The following is a 23,345-nucleotide window of genomic DNA, read 5'->3' on the forward strand; positions in this document are numbered from 1 at the left end:
GCCATGCTCTACGACCTCTCGCTTCATATCGGCTATCGTTACGAAGTCCCGGCATCTGGTGCGCATCATATGCTGCGCCTTCTGCCGCTCTCCCTGCCCGATCGCCAGCGCCTCGTCGCCGGTGCCATCACCGTGTCGCCGGAGCCGGACGAGATTTCGACCTTCAGCGATTTCTTCCACCATCCCGCAAGCCATGCGATCCTCCGCGGCCCCCACGAGAAACTCGATATCCGCATGCAGGCCCGCGTCATGGTGCAGGCCCAGCCGATGACCGCCGACTTCTCGCCCCTGCTCGACCGCCTGCCGCAGGAGATCGGCGAAACCTGGTCACTGGACGCCGAGTCACCGCATCATTTCCTCGGCACCAGTCCACGCCTGCCCAGCGACAAGGAAATTGCCGCCTATGTGCGCAGCATGCTGAAGCCGAGCATGACCGTGCGCCAGATCGCCGAGACGCTCTGCAGCCGCATCCACAAGGACTTCAAATACGACGCCAAGGCGACCACCGTGGATTCGACGCCGGCAGAAGCCTTTGCCAAGAAGCGCGGCGTTTGCCAGGACTTCAGCCATGTGATGATCGTCGCCTTGCGAAGCCTCGGCATTCCTGCGGGCTATGTCAGCGGCTTCCTGCGCACCATCCCGCCGCCGGGCAGGGAACGCCTGGAAGGCGCAGATGCCATGCATGCCTGGGTCCGGGTCTGGTGCGGCAAGCTGAGCGGCTGGCTGGAACTTGACCCGACCAACGACATCGCCGCCGGCACCGACCATATCGTCGTCGGCTATGGCCGTGACTATGCAGATGTGGCCCCTGTGATCGGTGTCCTGAAGAGTTACGGCAGTCATCAGACAGCACAAGCGGTCGATGTCATCCCGGTCAAGCAGTAGATCCGGTTTCCATCGAATTTTAGCGACCACATTAAACGGATCGCAATACGCTTGATCTACAACCGTCCAAACGCTGCTTTTGGATGGACATGATGACTACGCCTCACAGCCCCAAGAAATCTTTGATTTCCCGCCTCTGGCACGACCGCGCCGGCAACTTCGGCGTGATTACAGCAATCATCCTGCCGGTGGCCGCAGCCACAGCCGGTGTCGCGCTCGACTTCAATCAGATGGTTCAGGTCCGGCTTGCTCTGCAGGATTCGGCCGACTCTGCGGTTCTTTCGGCGGCCAATGCTCTCGCGAAGAACAACAGCATGTCGGACGAAGAAGTCCTCGACTTCGCCCGCAAGTTCATGAAAGCGCAGTTCAACAACGCCGTCCCCCAGGCGGGAAATGACGAAGCCGATGTTCCAGCAGAGGAAGATCCGCTGGCTGGCGCGGTCGGCAACGTCGAGCGAGAACTAGGCGTGACCGGCAAAACTGTCGAAGTGACGCTGACGACGGAATACACGATGCCGACAAACGGCATGACCTCGCTCTTGGGCTGGAAGGAAGCGACCGTCTCCGTGACCGCGACTGCCCAGTCCACGCCAGAGAGCAAGGCCGCACTATCGATGTACCTGGTCCTCGATCGCTCGGGCTCGATGGCCTTCACAACGGATTCGGTCGACACGGCCGTCTCAAGTTGTGTGAACTACAGCGCCGCCAACTGGGCCTACAAGGACGTACTGCCCGGCAGGAACAACTACATCAATCCGTCCAACCCCTGCTATGTCAAGAAAATGGCAGCGTTGAAGGCGGCATCCGCAACCTTGTTGCAGCAGCTCGTAACCGCTGATCCAAAGAGCGAGCGCTCGCGCGTCGGGGCTGTCTCCTACAATGACAGCACTCAGGCGGCATCAGGCATGGCCTGGGGGGTATCGACGGCGAGCACCTACATCAGCGCACTTCCGACCGTACCCACCGGCGGCACAGATGCCTCTGGCGGAATGAAGGCGGCCTTCGACGCGCTGAAGTCTTCCGTGGCGACTGAAAAGACTGCTCATGCAGCCAAGGGCAACACCGGGTTCGAGCGCTACATCGTGCTGATGACAGACGGCGAAATGACTGGCAACAGCTCAAACTGGAACTCGACCATCGACAATCTGGTGCGCACACGGTGCACCGAAGCCAAGAATGACGGCATCAAGATTTTCACCGTTGCCTTCATGGCGCCGACAAGGGGTAAATCGCTTCTTTCGGCATGCGCCTCGTCTCTGAGCAATTATTACGAACCTCAGACCATGAGCGATCTCGTCAAGGCCTTCGAGGATATCGGTAAGGCTGCCGCCAAGGCCTCGACGCTCCTGACCAACTGAAACATCCAAAACGTTTTGGATTTTCCACGCAATTTGACCGCAGCCTCCCTGGCTGCGGTCTTATCGTTTCTGCTCATGTCAAGATAAGATAGTCAGAACAGACACTTATTTCCGCCTCCCGGACTGGGAACAATTTTCCGCACGCCGCGTCCCGCCTGTTGCAACTGTCTCATTTCGATGCGTAAACTGGCATTCACGGAAGCGGCACCGTCATCGCATCGGCGCCGCCCGGAGACACGAACAACGCCAGGCGGACCGATGATCAAGACTCCCCACAAAGTCGACCTTCCCCTTCCCAAGCGCGGTGTTTCCGATCCGGACGCCCTGGCCGCCGAGATCATGGACAAGCTGACCTACAGCATCGGCAAGGATGCCAAGGTCGCGACCCCGCATGACTGGTTGACGGCGACCATCCTCGTGGTCCGCGACCGCATCATCGACACATGGATGGAATCCACCCGCACCACCTACATGAACAACGGCAAGCGGGTTTATTACCTATCGCTCGAGTTCCTGATCGGTCGATTGCTGCGCGACGCCATGTCGAACCTCGGCCTGATCGACGACATCCGCGAGGCGCTGTCCTCTCTGTCAGTCGAATTCGACGTGATCGCTGGCCTGGAGCCGGACGCAGCGCTGGGCAATGGTGGCCTTGGCCGTCTCGCCGCCTGCTTCATGGAGAGTATGGCGACCGTTAACATCCCGGCCTATGGCTACGGCATCCGCTATGTGCACGGCCTCTTCCGCCAGCAGATGGCAGACGGCTGGCAGGTCGAATTGCCGGAAAGCTGGCTTGCCCACGGCAACCCCTGGGAATTCGAACGCCGCGAAAGCTCCTATGAAGTCGGCTACGGCGGCACTGTCGAAACCGTCGACGGCCCGGACGGCGAACCACGTTATGTCTGGAAACAGGGCGAGCGCGTCATCGCCACCGCCTATGACACCCCGGCTGTCGGTTGGCGTGGTGAGCGCGTCAATACGCTGCGCCTCTGGTCAGCCCAGCCGATCGACCCGATCCTGCTCGACGCTTTCAACGCCGGTGATCACATCGGCGCGCTCCGCGAGAGCAACAAAGCCGAATCGCTGACCCGCGTCCTCTATCCGGCCGATGCAACGCCGGCCGGCCAGGAACTTCGTCTGCGCCAGGAATTCTTCTTCTGTTCGGCATCCCTGCAGGACATCGTCCGCCGCCACCTGCAGCAGGGCAACACGCTCGCACAAATGCCGGAAAAGGTCGCGATCCAGCTGAACGACACCCACCCGGCTGTCTCGGTCGTCGAGCTCATGCGCCTTCTGGTCGACGTGCACGGCGTCGCCTTCGACGAGGCATGGGAGATCTCTTCCAAGACCTTCTCCTACACCAACCACACCCTGCTTCCCGAAGCGCTGGAAAGCTGGCCCGTGCCGCTCTTCGAACGCCTCCTGCCGCGCCACATGCAGCTCGTTTACGCGATCAATGCCAAGGTCCTGCTTGATGCCCGCAAGAAGCGCGGCTTCAACGACCATGAAATCCGCCAGATCTCGCTGATCGACGAAAGCGGCGACCGGCGCGTGCGCATGGGCAACCTTGCCTTCATGGGCTCCCACTCGATCAACGGCGTCTCTGCACTGCACACCGAGCTGATGAAGGAAACGGTCTTCTCCGATCTCCACAAGCTCTACCCGACGCGCATCAACAACAAGACCAACGGCATCACCCCGCGCCGTTGGCTGATGCAGTGCAATCCGGATCTCACCAACCTGATCAAGGAAGCGATCGGCCCGGAATTCCTCGACGACGCTACGAAGCTCAAGAACCTCGACGCATTTGCCGACGACGCGGCCTTCCAGCAGAAATTCGCGGCGGTGAAGTTCGGCAACAAGCAGAAGCTCGCGAGCCTCGTCGCCAGCCGCATGGGCATCAAGCTCGATCCGCATGCGATGTTCGACATCCAGATCAAGCGCATCCATGAATACAAGCGCCAGCTTCTGAACATCATCGAAACTGTCGCCCTCTTCGACCAGATCCGCTCCCATCCCGAACGCGACTGGGTGCCGCGCGTCAAGCTCTTCGCCGGCAAGGCAGCGCCGAGCTACCACAACGCCAAGCTGATCATCAAACTGGCCAATGACGTCGCCCGCGTCGTCAATACGGATCCCTCTGTCCGTGGCCTGCTGAAGGTCGTCTTCATCCCGAACTACAATGTCTCGCTGGCCGAAGTGATGGTGCCGGCGGCCGACCTCTCCGAACAGATTTCGACCGCAGGCATGGAAGCCTCCGGAACCGGAAACATGAAGTTCGCGTTGAACGGTGCACTAACCATTGGAACGCTTGATGGCGCCAATGTCGAAATGCGCGATCATGTGGGCGAGGAGAACATTGTGATTTTTGGAATGACCGCAGACGAGGTCGGACGCGTGCGAGCGGATGGACATAATCCCCGCGCCGCAATCGACGCCTCGCGCGAACTGCAGCAGGCCCTGTCGTCGATCGCATCTGGCGTCTTCTCGCCAGATGATCGCGACCGCTATGCCGATCTGATGCAGGGCATCTACCAGCATGACTGGTTCATGGTCGCCGCCGATTTTGACGCCTATGCCAAGGCGCAGCGTCAGGTGGATGACATCTGGACCGACACTTCGGCCTGGTATTCCAAGACCATCCGCAACACGGCCCGCATGGGCTGGTTCTCGTCGGACCGCACGATCCGGCAGTACAACGCGGACATCTGGAGAGCTTGATGGCAAAATCACCGAAGAGGAGCGGTGACGTAGCGAAGCCGGACACACCGTCGGCAGCAGAAATCGAAGCGATCATTCACGGCACCCATGGCGATCCCTTTGCCTTTCTGGGGGTCCACGAGGCAGGCGCAGGCCACGTCGCCCGTTGCTTCATCCCGGGCGCCGAAACCGTCATTGCCTATAATCTCGCGGGCGAACAGCTCGGCGAACTGACACGTCTGCACGATGCCGGCTTTTTTTCCGGTTCGGTCAAACTCGACGGTGTCCTGCCCGTGCGTTACCGCGCCACCCGGGGCGACGCCGAATGGACGGTGACCGACCCCTACAGCTTCTGGCCGATCCTCGGGCCGATGGACGATTACTTCATCAAGGAAGGGTCGCACCTGCGCCTCTTCGACAAGATGGGCGCCCATCCGATCAAGCACCAGGGCGTCGACGGCTTCCACTTTGCCGTCTGGGCACCGAACGCCCGCCGCGTCTCCGTCGTCGGAGATTTCAACGATTGGGACAGCCGCCGCCACGTCATGCGGCTGCGCCGCGACACCGGCATCTGGGAAATCTTCGCGCCTGATGTTCGCGCCGGTGCGACCTACAAATTCGAGATTGTCGGATCGCATGGTGACGTTCAACCGTTAAAGGCCGACCCCTACGCACGCCGTGCCGAACTGCGCCCCAAGAACGCCTCCATGACCACGCCGGAACTGGAGCAGGTCTGGGACGACGAAGCGCATCGCAAGCATTGGTCGAGCATCGACCAGCGCCGCCAGCCGATCTCCATCTACGAGGTCCATGCCGGTTCATGGCAGCGTCGCGACGACGGCTCCATGCTAACCTGGGATGAAATGGCAGCGCGCCTGATCCCCTACTGTGTCGACATGGGCTTTACCCATATCGAATTCATGCCGGTGACCGAGCATCCCTATGACCCATCCTGGGGCTACCAGACGACGGGCCTCTACGCCCCGAGCGCCCGCTTTGGCGAGCCGGAGGGCTTTGCCCGCTTCGTCAACGGTTGCCACAAGGTCGGCCTCGGCGTCATCCTCGACTGGGTGCCCGCACACTTCCCGACCGATGCCCATGGGCTGCGCAACTTCGACGGCACGGCGCTTTACGAACACGCCGACCCCCGCCAGGGCTTCCACCCAGACTGGAACACGGCGATCTACAATTTCGGCCGTCAGGAAGTCCTGTCCTATCTGATCAACAACGCGCTTTACTGGGCCGAGAAATTCCATCTCGACGGCCTGCGCGTCGATGCCGTCGCCTCGATGCTGTACCTCGACTATTCCCGCAAGGAAGGCGAGTGGATCCCCAACGAATATGGCGGTCGCGAGAACCTGGAGGCGGTGCGCTTCCTCCAGCAGATGAACCACCATGTCTATGGCAGCCATCCCGGCATCATGACCATCGCCGAGGAAAGCACTTCGTGGCCCAAGGTATCGCAGCCCGTCCACGAAGGCGGCCTGGGCTTCGGCTTCAAGTGGAACATGGGCTTCATGCACGACACCCTGAGCTATTTCGCCAGGGATCCGATCTACCGGAAGTACCATCATCAGGAGCTGACCTTCGGCCTGCTCTACGCCTTCTCGGAGAACTTCGTTCTGCCGATCAGCCATGATGAAGTCGTGCATGGCAAGGGTTCGATGATCGCCAAGATGCCAGGCGACGATTGGCAGAAATTCGCCAATCTCCGCGCCTATTACGGCATGATGTGGGGCCATCCCGGCAAGAAGCTGCTCTTCATGGGCCAGGAATTCGCCCAGTGGGGTGAATGGTCCGAGGAGCGTTCCCTCGACTGGAACCTGCTCGACTACGCCCCGCATGAAGGCATGCGCCGCCTCGTGCGCGATCTCAATTTCACCTATCGCTCGAAGGCAGCGCTGCATGCCCGTGATTGTGAGGGCGAGGGCTTCGAGTGGATCGTCGGCGACGACCAGGAAAACTCCGTTTTCGCTTGGCTGCGCAAGGCACCCGGCGAGAAGCCGATCGCCGTAATCTGCAACCTGACGCCGGCCTATCACGACAGGTACGAATTGAGCTTGCCTGCCGCCGGTCGTTGGCGTGAGATACTAAATACCGATGCCGAGATTTATGGCGGCAGCGGCAAGGGTAATGGTGGACGCGTGGAGGCGCATGCCACAGGAAGCGGATGGGCAAAGGCGGGCCTGACCCTTCCGCCGCTCGCCGTGATCATGTTGGAATTGGAACAGTAAGGGGAGGAATTACATGACCGAGAAAACGGCAAGAAGCCTGTCACGCGACGCCATGGCCTATGTTTTGGCCGGCGGGCGCGGCAGCCGCCTGAAGGAATTGACGGACCGCCGGGCAAAGCCCGCCGTCTATTTCGGTGGCAAGGCACGCATTATCGACTTCGCCCTCTCCAACGCGCTCAATTCCGGCATTCGCCGTATCGGCGTTGCCACCCAGTACAAGGCACACTCGCTGATCCGCCACCTGCAGCTCGGCTGGAACTTCTTTAGGCCAGAGCGCAACGAGAGCTTCGACATCCTCCCCGCCTCTCAGCGTGTCTCCGAGACCCAGTGGTACGAGGGCACGGCAGATGCCGTCTACCAAAACGCCGACATCATCGAATCCTACGCGCCGGAATACATGGTCATCCTTGCGGGCGACCACATCTACAAGATGGACTACGAGCTGATGCTGCAGCAGCACGTCACCTCGGGGGCAGACGTCACGATCGGCTGCCTGGAAGTGCCGCGCATGGAAGCGACCGGTTTTGGCGTCATGCATGTCGACGCGACCGACCGCATCATCGACTTCGTCGAAAAGCCCGCCGACCCGCCGGGCATTCCGGGCAATCCGGATCTCGCGCTCGCCTCCATGGGCATCTACGTCTTCCACACCAAGTTCCTGATGGAACTTCTGCGCCGAGACGCCGCCGATCCAGAATCCAGCCGCGACTTCGGCAAGGACATCATCCCTTACGTGGTGAAGAGCGGCAAGGCCGTCGCCCACCGCTTCGCCCAGTCCTGCGTCCGCTCAGACTTCGAGCGCGAACCCTACTGGCGCGACGTGGGCACGATCGACGCCTACTGGCAGGCCAATATCGACCTGACCGACATCGTTCCGGAACTCGACCTTTACGACAAGACCTGGCCGATCTGGACCTATTCAGAGATCACCCCGCCCGCCAAGTTCGTCCATGACGACGAAGGGCGCCGTGGCTCGGCCATCTCTTCGCTCGTCTCGGGCGACTGCATCATCTCCGGATCGTCGCTCTACAAGAGTCTGCTCTTCACCGGCGTCCGCGCCAACTCCTATTCCCGCCTAGAGGGCGCAGTGGTCTTGCCGAAGGTCCAGGTTGGCCGTCATGCGCGTCTCACGAATGTCGTGATAGACCATGGCGTGGTGATCCCCGAAGGACTGATCGTCGGGGAGGATCCGGAAATGGATGCCAAGCGCTTCCGCCGCAGCGAAAACGGGATCTGCCTCATCACACAGGCGATGATCGACAAACTGGGTTAGCCAATTCGATGAAGGTCCTTTCGGTCGCCTCCGAACTTTATCCGCTGATCAAGACCGGAGGCCTCGCCGATGTCGCGGGCGCGCTGCCGATCGCGCTCGCCGCCCATGGCGTCGAGACGAAGACGCTCATTCCCGGCTATCCCGCCGTGATGAAGGCGATCAAGAAGCCGAAAAAGGTCCACGAATTCGAGGATATCCTCGACGAGCGGGCAACACTCCTTGAGGTGAAACACGAAGGCCTCGACCTCCTGATCCTCGACTGCCCGGCGCTCTACGAGCGCTCCGGCGGTCCCTATCTCGACACCCAGGGCCGCGACTATCCGGACAACTGGAAGCGTTTCGCGGTGCTGTCCAAGGTCGGCGCAGAGATCGCGGCCGGGGCTGTTGCGGGTTTCAAGCCGGATCTCGTCCATGTGCATGACTGGCAGGCAGCTCTGGTGCCCGTTTATATGCGGTACTCCGAGGCGCCGGAGGTCCCAAGCCTCATCACCATCCACAACATCGCCTTCCAGGGTCAATTCGGCGCAACGCTCTTTCCCTATCTCGGCCTGCCCACACACGCATGGCACGAAGCGCTCGAATACTACGGCACCATCAGCTACCTGAAGAGCGGGCTTCTGACGTCCCATGCGCTGTCCACGGTCAGCCCCTCGTATGCCGAGGAAATCCTGACACCCGAATTCGGCATGGGCCTCGATGGCGTCATCGCCAGCCGGGCCGCCGACCTCTATGGCATCGTCAACGGCATCGATGCCGATGTCTGGAACCCGGCCAGCGATCCGCTCCTGCCTTCGGGCTATTCGGCCACGACGCTCAAGAAGCGTGCCGGCAACCGCGCGGCCCTCGTAGAGCGCTTTGGCCTCGATGGTGACGACGGCCCGATCTTCTGCGTGATCTCCCGCCTCACCTGGCAAAAGGGCCTCGACCTCCTCCCTGAGGTGATCGACGAAATTCTCGCAGCAGGCGGCAGACTGGCGATACTCGGGTCCGGCGAAAGCGGCATCGAAGCGACATTGCAGGGGGCGGCGGCCCACAACCGCGGCCGGATCGGCATGGTGCTGGGATATGACGAGAAACTCTCCCACTTAATGCAGGCCGGATCGGATATCATTCTCGTCCCCTCGCGCTTCGAGCCGTGCGGCCTGACCCAGCTCTACGCCCTGCGGTATGGTTGCGTGCCGCTCGTCGCCCGCACCGGCGGCCTCGCCGATACCATCATTGACGCCAATGAAGCGGCCCTTGCCGCGGGTGTCGCAACCGGTATCCAGTTTGCCCCGGTGACATCAGAAGCTCTGCGCCGGGCGATCCGCCGCACACTTCGGCTCTACAGTGACCAGCGTCTCTGGTCGCAACTGCAGAAGCAGGGCATGAAGTCCGACGTCTCCTGGGATAGGAGTGGCGCGACCTATGCCGATCTTTATCAACGCCTCGTCTCGAAAGGCCAGTAATCGATGATCTCGACCGTCTCCACGAAACCCTATGCGGATCAGAAACCGGGCACATCCGGCCTGCGCAAGAAGGTTCCGGTCTTCCAGCAGGAAAACTATGCGGAGAACTTCATCCAGGCGATCTTCGACAGCCTTGAGGGCTTCGAAGGCCAAACGCTGGTGATTGGCGGCGACGGCCGCTTTTACAACCGCGAAGTCATCCAGGTTGCGCTGAAAATGGCCGCTGCCAATGGCTTCGGCAAGGTCATGGTCGGCAAGGGCGGCATCTTGTCCACGCCGGCAGCCTCCCATGTCATCCGCAAATACCATGCCTTCGGCGGCATCGTGCTCTCAGCCAGCCACAATCCCGGCGGCCCGACCGAAGACTTCGGCATCAAGTACAATATCGGCAATGGCGGCCCGGCACCGGAGAAGATCACCGACGCGATCTTCGCCCGCACCAAGGTCATCGACAGCTACAAGATCGCCGATGTCACCGACATCGACCTCGACACAGTCGGCAGCTTCGATCTCGCTGGCATGACCGTCGAGGTCATCGACCCGGTCACTGACTATGCCGACCTGATGGAAACCCTCTTCGACTTCCCGGCGATCCGCGCGCTGATCTCGGGCGGCTTCCGCGTGGTGATCGATTCGATGAGCGCCGTCACCGGCCCCTATGCCGTCGAGATCCTCGAAAAGCGCCTGGGCGCACCTTCAGGGTCCGTCCGCAACGAAGTTCCCCTGCCCGATTTCGGCCATCACCATCCGGACCCGAACCTCGTCCATGCCAAGGAACTCTATGACGACGTCATGAGCGCTGATGGCCCGGACTTCGGTGCCGCCTCCGATGGCGATGGCGACCGCAACATGGTGGTCGGCAAGGGCATGTTCGTCACGCCCTCCGACAGCTTGGCGATGATCGCCGCCAACGCCACCTGCGCCCCCGGCTACAAGAACGGCATCGCCGGCATCGCCCGATCCATGCCAACGAGTGCTGCCGCCGACCGCGTCGCGGAAAAGCTCGGCATCAGCATGTACGAGACCCCGACAGGCTGGAAATTCTTCGGCAACCTGATGGATGCCGGTAAGGTCACCGTCTGCGGCGAAGAAAGCTTCGGCACCGGCTCTGACCATGTTCGCGAGAAGGACGGCCTCTGGGCCGTGCTGTTCTGGCTCAACATTGTCGCTGCCCGGAAGCAGAGCGTCAAAGAGATCGTCGAGGCCCATTGGGCCGAATACGGCCGCAACTACTATTCCCGCCACGACTATGAAGGCGTCGATACGGACAATGCCAACTCCCTCGTCACAGCACTCCGCGCCAAGCTCGACAGCCTGCCTGGGACAGCAATCAACGGTCTGACTGTCAGCGCCGCCGACGACTTCGCCTATCACGACCCGATCGACCACTCCGTCTCGAAAAACCAGGGCATCCGCATCCTCTTCGAAGGTGGCAGCCGCATCGTCTTCCGCCTCTCCGGCACCGGCACATCAGGCGCGACGCTTCGCCTCTATGTCGAGCGCTATGAGCCCGACGCCAGCCGCCACGGCATCGAAACGCAGGCGGCCTTGGCCGACCTGATCGCGGCAGCCGAGGAAGTGGCCGAGATCAAGCGCTACACCGGCATGAACGAGCCGACGGTCATCACCTGACCACATCAAGGCCTTCGCGCACACATCGGAACCCCGGCGTCTTCGACACCGGGGTTTTTCTTTGCCAGCAGCATGACCCCAATTGACTCCGCACTCATATCCACTATTCTGGATATATGGATGAAAAATTGACAATCGCGGCCCTCGCCGCCCTGGCTCAACCGACCCGCCTGCAGACATTTCGTCTGCTGGTGGCGCATGAACCCGATGGCGTTCCCGCCGGCGAACTCGCGCGCCTGATCGGCGTGCCGCAGAACACCATGTCGGCGCATCTGTCGACGCTTTCCCAGGCAGGCCTCGTCACCGGCGAGCGCCAGAGCCGCTCGATCATCTACCGCGCCGACCTCGACCGCTTCCGCGCCGTTGCCCTTTACCTGCTTAAGGATTGCTGCGGCGGCAATGCCAGCCTTTGCCAGCCGCTGATCGACGATCTCGCCTGCTGTTCACCCACCCTCGAAGTCACCCGCCCCAACTGAGAGACCGGCCATGTCCGACAAGATCTACAACGTGCTCTTCCTCTGCACCGGCAATTCAGCCCGCTCGATTATCGCAGAAGCGCTCCTCAACCGTCTTGGCCAGGGCAAGTTCAAGGCCTATTCAGCCGGCTCTCAGCCGAAAGGCGAAGTCCACCCCTACACGCTGCAGCTTCTGAAGGGCATGAACTACGACACGAGCTTCGCGCGTTCGAAGAACTGGGACGAGTTTGCAGTCCCCGGCGCCCCTGAGCTCGATTTCGTCTTCACCGTCTGCGACAACGCCGCCGCCGAAGCCTGCCCCGTCTGGCCCGGCCAGCCGATGACTGCCCATTGGGGTGTACCCGATCCGGCGGCTGCCGAAGGCACGGATAGCGAAAAGCACTTCGCCTTCGCCGAGGCCTATCGCATGCTCAACAACCGCATCTCGATCTTTGTCAGCCTGCCGATGATGAGCCTCGACAAGCTCTCTCTGCAGAAGCGGCTGAACGATATCGGCAGCAGCACACAGACGGCCGGCTGAAGACCATGGCCGATCTTTCCCGCCGCCTCGCAGCCGAGGCGCTTGGCACAGCCATGCTGGTCGCAACCGTTGTCGGTTCCGGCATCATGGCGGACCGCCTTTCCGATGACGTGGCAATCTCTTTGCTCGGCAACACGATCCCGACCGGCGCGATACTCTTTGTGCTGATCACGATCCTGGGGCCGATCTCCGGCGCCCATTTCAACCCAGTCGTCACTATGGTCTTTGCCCTGCACAAGGAGTTGGAGGCCTCCGCCATCCTGCCATACGTTCTCGCCCAGATCCTCGGCGGCATTGCCGGGACGCTTGTCGCCCATGCGATGTTCGAGCTACCGATCTTCCAGGTCTCGGAAACGGTCCGTACGGGATCGGCGCAATGGACGGCGGAGGCGGTAGCAACCTTCGGCCTGCTCCTCACCATCCTCGGCGGGTTGCGCTTCAAGGCGGACGCTATCCCGATGCTGGTCAGCCTCTACATCACGGCGGCCTACTGGTTCACCGCATCGACCTCTTTCGCCAATCCGGCCGTCGCGATCGCCCGCAGCCTGACCAATACCTTTGCCGGCATCCGCCCGATCGACCTCACCGGCTTCATTCTCGCACAGATTGCCGGCGCGCTGATCGCGGCCGCCATCGCCGCCTGGCTCTTCGCCGAGAGCCGCAACCAAATCCCCCCGATCATACCCGAAGGAACGGAACGTCCATGACCGTCACCATCTATCACAATCCTGCCTGCGGCACCTCGCGCAACACGCTCGACCTCATCCGCCATGCGGGCATCGAACCAGTGGTCATCGAATACTTGAAGACCCCGCCGAGCAAGGAAGATCTGGCAAAGATGATCGCCGACTCCGGCCTCTCCGTGCGTCAGGCGATCCGCGAAAAGGGCACGCCCTATGAGGAGCTTGGTCTTGCCGATCCCGCGCTCTCGGACGACCAGCTGCTCGACGCCATGATCGCGACGCCGATCCTGATCAACCGTCCGCTCGTCGTCACTGACATGGGCACGCGCCTCTGCCGTCCGTCGGAAGTCGTCCTCGACATTCTGCCATCAGACGCCTTCACCTCCGCCTTCGTCAAGGAAGACGGCGAAGCCGTGCTCGATGCGGAGGGCAAGCGCATTGTCTGATGCAAAGATAGACCTGCCCGCAGCCGATCTCGATCACCTGCGCCTGCCGGATCTTGAGGCACTGCGCCGCCCCTTCTCAACCCACAAGCCGCGTATCCTGATCCTCTATGGCTCACTGCGTCAGGTGTCCTTCAGCCGCCTGCTGGCGATGGAGGCCAAGCGCCTGCTCGAGCATTTCGGCGCCGAGGTTAGGGTTTTCGACCCCTCCGGGCTGCCTCTGCCTGACGATGCGCCAGTCGGCCACCCCAAGGTCCAGGAACTGCGCGACCTCTCCGCCTGGTCTGAAGGCCAGGTCTGGGTGAGCCCCGAGCGCCACGGCACGCTGACCGGCATCATGAAGGCACAGATCGACTGGATTCCCCTGTCCGTCGGCGCTGTCCGTCCGACCCAGGGAAAAACGCTTGCCGTCATGCAGGTCTCCGGCGGCTCGCAGTCGTTCAATGCCGTCAACGCCATGCGCCTGCTCGGTCGATGGATGCGGATGATCACCATCCCCAACCAGTCCTCGGTGGCCAAGGCATATCAGGAATTCGACGGCGAAGGGCGGATGAAGCCATCGTCCTATTACGAGCGCGTCGTCGACGTCTGCGAGGAACTGGTGAAGTTCACGCTCCTCACCCGCGACATCTCGGACTACCTCACCGATCGCTACAGCGAGCGCAAGGAAGAGGCCGTGAAAGCAGTGAACCTTAAGGCCATGTAAGCGCAACCGCTCTGGCCGAAGATCGCTCGCCTGCTATTGTTCCATCAGGCGAGCGAATCAACCCGACCACGAGGCGAGACATGACGGATGCGATGCTCGGAGCTATCATCGGCAAGACCGGTGCCGATTTCCGCCTCTGGTCGCATCATGCGGATCTCGTAGAGCTCTGTCTCTTCGATGAGCGGGGCGAGACCGAGCTCACCCGCCTCTCGATGAACCGCGGCGAAGGCGATGTGCACCATGTTCTCGTCGAGGGTTTGAAGGAAGGCGCCCGCTACGGCTTCCGCATCCACGGCCCCTATGACCCGGCGCAAGGGCACTGGTACGATTCATCCAAGCTGCTGGTCGACCCTTACGCCACCGAGCTGGACCGACCCTTCGTTTACGACGCGCGCCTCGGTCAGTTCGGCGTCGATACCGCCGACCTGATGCCGAAAGCCATCCTGAAGGCGCACAAGCCGCTAAAAGCGATGATGCCGCTCGGCGAGCGCACAGGCTTCATCTACGAGGTCAACGTCAAGGCGCTGACCATGCTGCATCCCGAGGTGCCCGAGACTCAATGCGGCACACTATCCGCCCTCGCCCATCCCGCCATCCTCGCCCATCTGCGCCGCATCGGCGTCGATATGGTCGAACTGATGCCGATCACCGCCTGGATTGATGAACGGCATTTACCTCCGCTCGGCCTCACCAACAGCTGGGGTTACAACCCCGTCGCCATGATGGCGCTCGATCCGCGCCTCGTGCCCGGCGGTGTGAAAGAATTGCGCGAGACGGTTGCCGCTCTGCATGCCGAAGGCATTGGCGTCATCCTCGACCTCGTTTTCAACCATACCGGCGAGAGCGATATACACGGCACCACGCTTTCCCTGCGCGGCATCGACAACCGCTCCCTCTTCCGCCATGTCGCCGATGATCCGGGCTCACTGGTCAATGACACCGGCTGCGGCAACACGCTCGCCTGCGATCATCCGTTTGTGCGGCAACTCATCGTCGACACGCTCCGTCACTTCGTCCTCTCGGCCGGCGTTGACGGGTTCCGCTTCGACCTCGCTCCGATCATGGGCCGCCATTGGGACGGCTTCCATAAGGATGCCCCGACGCTGAAGGCCATCCTTGAGGACGAGGTGCTGGAAGATCGCATCCTGATTGCCGAACCCTGGGATATCGGGCTGGGCGGCTACCAGCTCGGCCGTTTCCCGCCCGCCCTCCTCGAATGGAACGACCGCGCCCGCGACACCTTCCGCCGCCATTGGCGGGGCGATACGGGCACGACAGGAGATCTTGCAACGGCGCTTGCCGGCTCCGCCGATCTCTTCGCCCATGACGGCCACGGCCAGACCCGCAGCGTCAATTTCATCGCCGCCCATGACGGTTTCTCGCTCTACGACCTCGTATCTTATGAACACAAACACAACGAGGCGAATGGCGAGCAAAACAGGGACGGCCACAACGAGAACCATTCGTGGAACAACGGCGTCGAAGGAGCAACCTCCGACAAGGTGATCCTGAAAAAGCGTCGGCAGGATGTCGAGGCACTTCTGTCCACGCTCTTTGCCAGCCGCGGCGCGGTGATGCTGACGGCGGGCGACGAGTTCGGCCGGACGCAAAGCGGCAACAACAATGCATATTGCCAGGACAATGCGCTCACCTGGCTCGACTGGTCGAAGGCCGACGAGGAGCTGATCGAAACCACCGCCCGTCTGGCCGCCATGCGCCAGCGTTTCTCCTGCTTCATGGACACCAGTGTCCTGACCGGCGACGGCGATGTCAGCTGGCTGAACACTGACGGTCTGCCCATGACAGTCGCCGACTGGGAAACGCCCGATCTCGGCGCGTTTGCCATGGTGCTCGCCGGCATCGACCGCGAAACGGGTAAGGAGTGCCGCGTTGCCGTGCTCTTCAATCGATCACCTGAGCCGAGGGACTTCGCGCTCCCCGCACACGACAAGCGCAAATGGCGCCGCCTCGAGACAGGCCGTAGTGCCGCTAAGCTGACGGTGAAGGGGCGTAGTGTCGATTTCTGGATCGAAACCTGAGTTTTTCCCCACCAGTGACGTTAGCCTCTTCCTCAGGACATCAAGCGGCTGTAGCCTGCGGGAATTATTGAAGGATCAGGTTCTTTTCATGCCGCAAGAGATTTCGCTCAAGGACGTGCCGGGCCTCGTTGGAACCATCGTCGGCGTATCCGACTGGATTACCGTCGACCAGCCGATGATCAACGCCTTCGCCGGCGCCACCATGGACCACCAGTTCATCCACACCGACCCGGTGCGGGCCGCGGCCGAGACACCTTTTGGCGGCACCATCGCCCACGGTTTTCTGACCGTTTCGCTTCTGTCGGCCATGAACTACAATTGTCTCCCCAAGATCCGTGAACAGACGCTTGGCATCAACTACGGCTTCGACAAGCTGCGCTTCATGTCCCCGGTGAAGACTGGCAAGCGGATCCGAGGCTCGTTCAAGCTCGCGGAAGCCCGCTTCCGCGGCGCCGGCATGCTGATGAACACCTATGAGGTGACGGTTGAGATCGAGGACGAGCGCAAGCCGGCGCTGACCGCCGACTGGATCACCATCTCGCAGTTCGATCCCAAAGACCGTCCGGAAAACGTCTGACACGAAAGGCACTGCAACGATGGGTGACGAACGCAGTCAACTGATCCGCCAGAGTTTCCTCCGTCAGGCGAAGGCCTGCGCCGATCTCGGCTCGCCGTTCACCGCGCGCCTGTGCACGCTCGCCGCAGAGCGGCTGACGGATGAGACGAGGATCGGCACTATGATCCTCGGCTGGCCGGGAAATCCTGACGGTACCGGCGATGCACTCGCGCTGCGTCTCGCCGGCACGCTTCACGCCTTGGTCAGATCCGGCCAGGACTCCGCCCTAGCAGCCGTCTACCCGCCCCATGGCGTCGATGACGACACGCTCTGGGCCGCGATCGAGGCCGCGATGCGCCGGGACGAAGCCTTCATGCTGGAGCGCCTGAAATCAGCGCCGCAGACCAACGAGGTGCGCCGCTCCTCCGCCCTGCTCCCCGGTTTCCTCACCATTGCGGCGCAGACCGGCAAGCCGCTTATCCTCTCGGAAGTCGGTGCCAGTGCTGGCCTCAACCTGCAATGGGATCGCTACAGCTACCAGCTGGGAGACTTCCGCTGGGGCCAAGCCTCCGCTGTCGAACTCGCCCCGCGGTGGGGCGGTCCGCTGCCGCCGCAAGCCCCAATCGAGATCACCGAACGCGCCGGCTGCGACTTGAACCCGCTCGACCCATCTTCAGAAGACGACCGCCTGCGGCTCTTCTCCTATATCTGGGCCGACCAGCAGGATCGCCTCGACCGCACAGCAGCAGCCCTTGAAATGGCGACCGAAAGCAGCCTGAAGGTGGAAAAGGCCGATGCCATCGACTGGCTACGCAAGCGTCTGACAACGCCGCGTCCGGGCATGGCCCATGTGATTTACCACACCATCGCCTGGCAATATCTGCCACCCGCGCTGAGGGCCGAAGGTGAAGCGCTGATCGCCGAAGCCGGCGCCCGCGCGACGGAAGCCGCACCGCTGGCCCGCCTGCAGCTTGAGGCCGACGGCAAGCCGGAGGGGGCCGCACTCCTGCTCACGCTGTGGCCGACAGGGGAGACGCGCGAGATTGGACGGGCGGATTTTCATGGGCGCTGGGTGAAATGGGTGGGGTGGCAAGCCGCGTCCCCATAAAAGCCGACCGATCGGACGCGGATCTGTAATGCCATACGTCTGATCGGTCGGCGGTTGCCCGTCAATGCGGGCGCTTTACGACCTTGAAGGCGACGAACTGGGTCTTCTGCTCACCGTTGAAGTTATTGTCGGAGGCCAGCACCAGCAGCTCGCTCCCATCCTTGGCCTTCGCGAAGGTCATCGCTTCGATATTGTCAGGCACCAGACCCATGGCGCGCAAGTCAAGGATCTGGCTCTTGCGGACCGGCACTACGCGCGCGTCCCCGGCGACGAGCGATGCGATCTGCGACACATCGGTGCCCCCCTGCAAATCGATCATGAACAGCTTGATGCTGCTGCCGAAATCCTGCGCGAAGGAACGTTCGATCGCCAAGACCCTGTGGTCGTCGAGAGCCAGGATTTCCGGAAGCCCATTGTCGTTCCATCCATCAGCCCTTTCCGGGGCCTGCGGGATCGGTTCGATCGGATAGACATACTGTGCTGTCACAGCCCCGCTCTTGGCGTCGTAGCGGAACATCCGAGCAAGGCTTCCGTTGACCAGAGATGCAGCCGGACCATCCTGATAGAGCGCAGCTTCCAAGGCAACGAGGAGGTCGCCAGAAGGGAGAAAGGTCATCGCCTCAAAGGCATTGTTGTTGCGAATGCCCGTCGTCTTGTCGGCACTCGGCGCAACCATCGCCAGGGCCGGAAGTTCACGGACGAAACCGCCATCACGTCCGGCCGCACGGACGAAAGGCGCAAGACCGGCTTTCGCGTCGCCTTCACTCGACCAGAAAAGGCCATCCGCCCCGAGGCGCAGAGATTCCGGATCGACCGATTTGGCAGCGAATGGCTGGCCATTCGTATCCTTCAGGGTCACAGTCTTGAGAACAGAAACAGAATGAAGCGCGGTGGCATCGACATCGATGGCGAGTTCGTAGAAGCGCGCTGGCCCTTTTTCGGATCGATCATCGCTGAGAGCCAGAAAATGACCACTTGACGGATCGTAGTCCAGTCCGGAAATGCCGCCAAACTCGACGCCGTCGAACATCTGGCCGGTCGGGAGGGAAAATTCACCGATATAGGAGAGGCTGATTCCAGCCTCGCAATCGCCGAATGGGCAAGCGGTCTCAAAGGGAGTACCGGCATCGAGGGCGAGTGCGGAGGTCGACAGCAGAACGCTGAGCACACCGGCAATGAAACTGGTTTGGGTCATGAAAAACACTCACGATTGAGGGAGTGAAGCCTGCGCTTCCGGGACAATATGTCCCTCGATCATGACGTGGCTATTACCGCCAGGTTTCAGTTCTGCAACCTTGGGGTCTAGCACCAAGAAGCAGGAGGCCCCAATATCCGAAACGGCCTCATTGGTTGCAGCAAAAAAGGCCGGGTCACCCCGGCCTCCCCAAATCCCGTCAAGCACCCGCCCCTCAGAGCGAGGCATCCTCAGCGCCTTCGGACAGCATGCCGAACGCATACTCCGCGAACGATCGCCAGCATTCGACGCGGAACGTGTCTTCCTCGGCGCGATAAAGGATGATCTCGATCTTGCCGAAGACCGTGCGCGTGACTGCGCCGACCGGGAAGGCCGCGAGCGACAGATCGAGCGGGCAGGCCGCGTTCAGCGTATCGGCGGCCGCAGGCCCCGAGACGATAATTGCGGTGTTGCGGTGGGAGATGTCGGTCGCCGAATGAACCACGCCGGAGGCGGCGCAGTCGGCCATCAGAGCATCACCCTTTTCGTCGATCAGGAACCATTCGTCCGGACCGATCCAGAAGGCCGTGCGGCCCTTGGCGGAGGCAGACGTCTTCGGCTTCGTCGGAAGCTTGAGACCAAGCGTCTTGGAGAGGCCCGCCACGGCATCACCGCCAGCGCGCAGCGAGACGCGGGTCGCGGGAAGCGCCGGGGTGAGACGCACCTTGGCGCTGCCGCCATGGAAGCCGGCAAGAACGGTCTTGCGCTCTGCAACAGACATATCAGCCATGGATGCGGCCTCCTTCCTTGTCAACGAACACCATGTCGGTGACTTCCACCGCGATGGTCTTGTCCTTCATCGGCACGTAAAGCGTCTCGCCCATGCGGGCGCGGCCACCGGCCACCATGGCGATCGCAATCGAGCGACCGAGGTTTTCCGACCAGTAGGACGAGGTGACATGCCCAAGCATGGTCATCGGCTTTGGCTGGTTCGGGTTGGCGACGATCTGCGCGCCCTCTTCCAGCACTTCGTTCGGATCCTTTGTGAAGATGCCGACAAGCTGCTTGCGGCCTTCCTTTACGAGATCCGGACGCTTCATGCCGCGAATGCCGACAAAGTCGGTCTTCTTCTTCGACACCGCCCAGGAGAGGCCGGCGTCGTCAGCCGTCAGCGTGCCGTCCGTATCCTGGCCGACAATGATATAGCCCTTCTCGGCGCGCAGCACGTGCATGGTCTCGGTGCCGTAGAGGCAGGCGCCGAGCGACTGGGCGCGTTCCCAGATCTGGCGGAAGACATCCCCACCGAAATCGGCGGGCACGTTGACTTCGAAGCCGAGTTCACCGGTGAACGACACGCGGAAGAGACGCGTCGGCACGCCGCAGAACTTGCCTTCGGCCACGCTCATATGCGGGAAGGCCTCGTTCGAGATGTCGATGCCCTCGACGAACGGCGCGATGATGTCGCGCGCCTTCGGACCCTGGACAGCGATGACCGCCCATTGTTCGGTGGTCGAGGTGAGCCAGACCTTCAGATGCGGGAATTCCGTCTGCAGATAGTCTTCCATGTGGTGCATGACACGCGGCGCACCGCCCGTCGTGGTCGTCACGTGGAAGCGATCCTCAGCGAGGCGACCGACAACGCCATCGTCATAGATGAAGCCGTCTTCACGCGTCATGATGCCATAACGCGCCTTGCCGGGCTTCAGCGTGTCCCAGGCATTGGTATACATGAGGTTCAGGAACTCGGCGGCATCTGGGCCGACGACCTCGATCTTGCCGAGCGTCGAGGCGTTGAACACGCCGGCCGCCTCGCGCACCGTCTTGCCTTCGCGGTTGACGGCGGCATGCATGTCCTCGCCGGCCTTCGGGTAATACCAGGCGCGCTTCCAGTTGCCGACATCTTCATAGACGGCACCTTGAGAGACTTCGTAGGCATGCATCGGCGTCTTGCGCACGGGGTCAAACAGGGCGTCGCGCGAATGGTTGATCAGCGTGCCGAAGGTGACGGGCGTATAGGGCGCCCGGAAGGTGGTGAGGCCGACCTGCGGGATCTCCTTGCCTAGCACTTCCGCCGCAATGGCGAGGCCGTGCATGTTGGAAAGCTTGCCCTGGTCCGACGCCATACCGTTCGTCGTGAACCGCTTGATATGCTCGATCGAATGCATGCCCTCGCGCACGGCGAGCCTGATATCCTTGGCGCAGACGTCGTGCTGGAAGTCGACGAAGGCCTTGACGTTGTCCTCGCGGCCAGCGCCTTCGGCAGCGCCGATCATGCCGCCGGTCCAGGCATGCGCATTGGCTCCCGCCAGCGAGACGGCAGGCGTTTCGGTCGCACCCCCAGCCTTGGCCGAGGAGAGACCGGCGGCGGTCGCCTCATCGAGCAGCGCCTGTAGATCATCGGTGCCGTTGCAGCCACCGACGGAGACGCAATCCTGCACATAGACGTCAGGCAGGAAACGGTCGTTTGCGGCGTCATATTTCAGTTTGCCGCGCGACTGCGAGAACATATGCACCGATGGCGTCCAGCCGGCGGACATCAGGAGTGCATCGACCTCGATCTTGCGGGTGGAGCCGCCACCATTGCGGCGAACGGTGATCGAGCGGACGCGGAGGCGACCTGACGTGTCGACCACACCATGGCCGGTCAACACTTCGATGCCGAGCGCCCGCGCCTGAGCCAGAACGCCCTCGCCCGGCTTTTCGCGGGCGTCGACGATGACAGGCACCGAGACGCCTGCCTTCTTCAGATCGATCGCCGCTTCATAAGCCGAGTCATGTGCCGTGTAGACGCCGACCTTGGCACCGACGGCAACGCCGAAGTGGTTGAGATAGGTGCGGCCGGCAGAGGCCAGCATGATGCCCGGACGGTCGTTGTTGGCAAACACCATATGGCGTTCGATCGAACCGCTGGCGATCACTACGCGCTTTGCACGCACCTGCCACAGCCGCTCGCGCGGCTGGTTCTTCGACGGCTTGGCGACATGATCGGTAACACGCTCAACCAGCGCCACGTAATTGTGGTTGTGATAGCCAAACGCCGTGGTGCGGGAGAGCACGGTGACGTTCGACATGCCCTTAAGCTTCGTGACGACACCTTGCGCCCAGTCCCAGCCGCTCTGGCCGTCAACGGTAGCGCCCGTATCGAAATGAAAGGCACCGCCCATTTCCGGCTGTTCGTCAACGATCATGACGCGCACGCCCGTCTGGGCGGCGGCCAGTGCTGACGCGAGACCGGCGGCACCGCCCCCGATGACAAGCACGTCGCAATGCGCATAGCGGTTGGCGTAATGATCCGGATCCGCTTCCTTCGGCGCATGGCCGAGACCGGCGGCACGACGGATGAAGGGCTCATAGATCTGGTGCCAGGCAGCCTTCGGCCACATGAAGGTCTTGTAGTAGAAGCCGGCGGCGAAGAAGGGCGACAGCAGATTGTTGACCTCGCCGATGTCGAGCGACAGCGACGGCCAGCGGTTCTGCGTCTGTATCTTCATGCCGTCGAAGACTTCCTGCACGGTCGCCCGCACATTCGGCTGGCGGCGGGCAGCATCACGCGAAACGTCGAGCAGCGCATTCGGCTCTTCCGGACCGGCGGTCAGGATGCCGCGCGGACGGTGATACTTGAACGAGCGGCCGGCAAGATGCATGCCGTTGGCGATCATGGCAGACGCGACGGTGTCGCCTTCGTAGGCCGTCAGCGTGCGGCCATCGATGGTGAAGCGGGCAGTCAGCGCCGGCGTCAGGCGGCCCTTGCCGGGAATACGGTTGGCAGCACTCATGCCTTTTCTCCCTTCGATGCAGACGGGGCAACCAGAGTTGCAGGATCGGGCATGGGTTCACCGGCCTTGTAGGTCAGCAGGATCTTGTCGGAGATGGTGTCGCGGGCCGCGTTGAAGAAGCGACCGCAACCATGGATATGGCGCCAGCGTTCGAAGATCAGGCCCTTCGGATTGTCACGCAGGAAAAAGTAATCCGCGAATTCCTCGTCGGTGATCGAGGCGATGTTTTCCGGGCGCGCGATATGCGCTTCACCGGCGGCGCGAAACTCAAGCTCTGCACGCTCTTCTTCGCAATAGGGGCATTTGATGACCAGCATGATGGACGATCCCTAAT

Annotated in this window: 19 protein-coding genes; 15 read left to right on the forward strand and 4 right to left on the reverse strand. The window is 61.9% G+C overall.

All coding sequences use genetic code 11. The annotated features are described in order from the left end of the window. Window positions 1–3 precede the first annotated feature (3 nt). The 15 genes from C0V73_RS02575 to C0V73_RS02645 all read left to right on the forward strand — a co-directional run bounded on the left by C0V73_RS02575 (window position 4) and on the right by C0V73_RS02645 (window position 18,061). A complete protein-coding gene (locus C0V73_RS02575; RefSeq protein ID WP_102018413.1) occupies window positions 4–885 on the forward strand; it encodes a transglutaminase family protein in 882 nt (293 codons plus the stop codon). 92 nt (window positions 886–977) lie between these two features. Continuing rightward, on the forward strand, window positions 978–2,243 hold the full coding sequence (locus C0V73_RS02580; protein ID WP_210200146.1) for a TadE/TadG family type IV pilus assembly protein: 1,266 nt from the start codon (window positions 978–980) through the stop codon (window positions 2,241–2,243). A gap of 258 nt (window positions 2,244–2,501) precedes the next feature. Beyond that, the gene (locus tag C0V73_RS02585; protein ID WP_102018415.1) at window positions 2,502–4,964 is read left to right on the forward strand and encodes a glycogen/starch/alpha-glucan phosphorylase; all 2,463 of its coding nucleotides are present in this window, start codon (window positions 2,502–2,504) and stop codon (window positions 4,962–4,964) included. Then, entirely contained in the window at window positions 4,964–7,177 is a 2,214-nt protein-coding gene (gene glgB, locus C0V73_RS02590) for a 1,4-alpha-glucan branching protein GlgB (RefSeq protein WP_102018416.1), read from the forward strand. The genes C0V73_RS02585 and glgB overlap by 1 nt, the downstream gene beginning before the upstream one ends. Window positions 7,178–7,190: 13 nt before the next feature. Beyond that, the gene (gene glgC / locus C0V73_RS02595) at window positions 7,191–8,450 is read left to right on the forward strand and encodes a glucose-1-phosphate adenylyltransferase (protein ID WP_102018417.1); all 1,260 of its coding nucleotides are present in this window, start codon (window positions 7,191–7,193) and stop codon (window positions 8,448–8,450) included. An 8-nt stretch (window positions 8,451–8,458) separates the two neighbouring features. Then, on the forward strand, window positions 8,459–9,898 hold the full coding sequence (gene glgA / locus C0V73_RS02600) for a glycogen synthase GlgA (protein WP_102018418.1): 1,440 nt from the start codon (window positions 8,459–8,461) through the stop codon (window positions 9,896–9,898). Between the two features lie 3 nt (window positions 9,899–9,901). Next, the gene (locus tag C0V73_RS02605; protein WP_102018419.1) at window positions 9,902–11,530 is read left to right on the forward strand and encodes an alpha-D-glucose phosphate-specific phosphoglucomutase; all 1,629 of its coding nucleotides are present in this window, start codon (window positions 9,902–9,904) and stop codon (window positions 11,528–11,530) included. A gap of 116 nt (window positions 11,531–11,646) precedes the next feature. Then, complete coding sequence (locus C0V73_RS02610) at window positions 11,647–12,006, forward strand: metalloregulator ArsR/SmtB family transcription factor (protein ID WP_102018420.1); 360 nt, start codon at window positions 11,647–11,649, stop codon at window positions 12,004–12,006. A 10-nt stretch (window positions 12,007–12,016) separates the two neighbouring features. Beyond that, on the forward strand, window positions 12,017–12,526 hold the full coding sequence (locus tag C0V73_RS02615) for an arsenate reductase ArsC (protein ID WP_102018421.1): 510 nt from the start codon (window positions 12,017–12,019) through the stop codon (window positions 12,524–12,526). A 5-nt stretch (window positions 12,527–12,531) separates the two neighbouring features. After that, the gene (locus C0V73_RS02620; RefSeq protein WP_102018422.1) at window positions 12,532–13,233 is read left to right on the forward strand and encodes an MIP/aquaporin family protein; all 702 of its coding nucleotides are present in this window, start codon (window positions 12,532–12,534) and stop codon (window positions 13,231–13,233) included. Further along, window positions 13,230–13,655 (forward strand): arsenate reductase (glutaredoxin), encoded by a 426-nt coding sequence (arsC, locus tag C0V73_RS02625; RefSeq protein WP_102018423.1) that lies wholly within the window; start codon window positions 13,230–13,232, stop codon window positions 13,653–13,655. The genes C0V73_RS02620 and arsC overlap by 4 nt, the downstream gene beginning before the upstream one ends. Further along, on the forward strand, window positions 13,630–14,358 hold the full coding sequence (gene arsH / locus C0V73_RS02630) for an arsenical resistance protein ArsH (RefSeq protein ID WP_102018424.1): 729 nt from the start codon (window positions 13,630–13,632) through the stop codon (window positions 14,356–14,358). Before arsC ends, arsH begins: the two co-directional genes overlap by 26 nt. An 80-nt stretch (window positions 14,359–14,438) precedes the next feature. After that, window positions 14,439–16,397, forward strand: a complete 1,959-nt coding sequence (gene glgX / locus C0V73_RS02635) for a glycogen debranching protein GlgX (protein WP_102018425.1) — start codon at window positions 14,439–14,441, stop codon at window positions 16,395–16,397. Between the two features lie 88 nt (window positions 16,398–16,485). Further along, window positions 16,486–16,974, forward strand: a complete 489-nt coding sequence (locus C0V73_RS02640) for a MaoC family dehydratase (RefSeq protein ID WP_102018909.1) — start codon at window positions 16,486–16,488, stop codon at window positions 16,972–16,974. A 19-nt stretch (window positions 16,975–16,993) separates the two neighbouring features. Then, window positions 16,994–18,061 carry a DUF2332 family protein gene (locus tag C0V73_RS02645; RefSeq protein ID WP_102018426.1) on the forward strand — a complete coding sequence of 356 codons (1,068 nt, stop codon included), beginning with the start codon at window positions 16,994–16,996 and terminating at the stop codon, window positions 18,059–18,061. A 61-nt stretch (window positions 18,062–18,122) separates the two neighbouring features. Here C0V73_RS02645 and C0V73_RS02650 read toward each other — a convergent pair whose 3' ends face one another. The 4 genes from C0V73_RS02650 to C0V73_RS02670 form a co-directional block, all read right to left on the reverse strand. Then, on the reverse strand, window positions 18,123–19,256 hold the full coding sequence (locus tag C0V73_RS02650; RefSeq protein WP_102018910.1) for an esterase-like activity of phytase family protein: 1,134 nt from the start codon (window positions 19,254–19,256) through the stop codon (window positions 18,123–18,125). A 214-nt stretch (window positions 19,257–19,470) separates the two neighbouring features. Continuing rightward, window positions 19,471–20,025 carry a sarcosine oxidase subunit gamma gene (locus C0V73_RS02660; RefSeq protein ID WP_102018428.1) on the reverse strand — a complete coding sequence of 185 codons (555 nt, stop codon included), beginning with the start codon at window positions 20,023–20,025 and terminating at the stop codon, window positions 19,471–19,473. Next, window positions 20,018–23,011, reverse strand: a complete 2,994-nt coding sequence (locus tag C0V73_RS02665) for a sarcosine oxidase subunit alpha (RefSeq protein WP_102018429.1) — start codon at window positions 23,009–23,011, stop codon at window positions 20,018–20,020. The genes C0V73_RS02660 and C0V73_RS02665 overlap by 8 nt, the downstream gene beginning before the upstream one ends. Continuing rightward, a complete protein-coding gene (locus C0V73_RS02670; protein ID WP_054148190.1) occupies window positions 23,008–23,328 on the reverse strand; it encodes a sarcosine oxidase subunit delta in 321 nt (106 codons plus the stop codon). The genes C0V73_RS02665 and C0V73_RS02670 overlap by 4 nt, the downstream gene beginning before the upstream one ends. Window positions 23,329–23,345 lie beyond the last annotated feature (17 nt).

The organism is Rhizobium sp. TH135 (assembly GCF_002855515.1).
Classification (GTDB): domain Bacteria; phylum Pseudomonadota; class Alphaproteobacteria; order Rhizobiales; family Rhizobiaceae; genus Allorhizobium.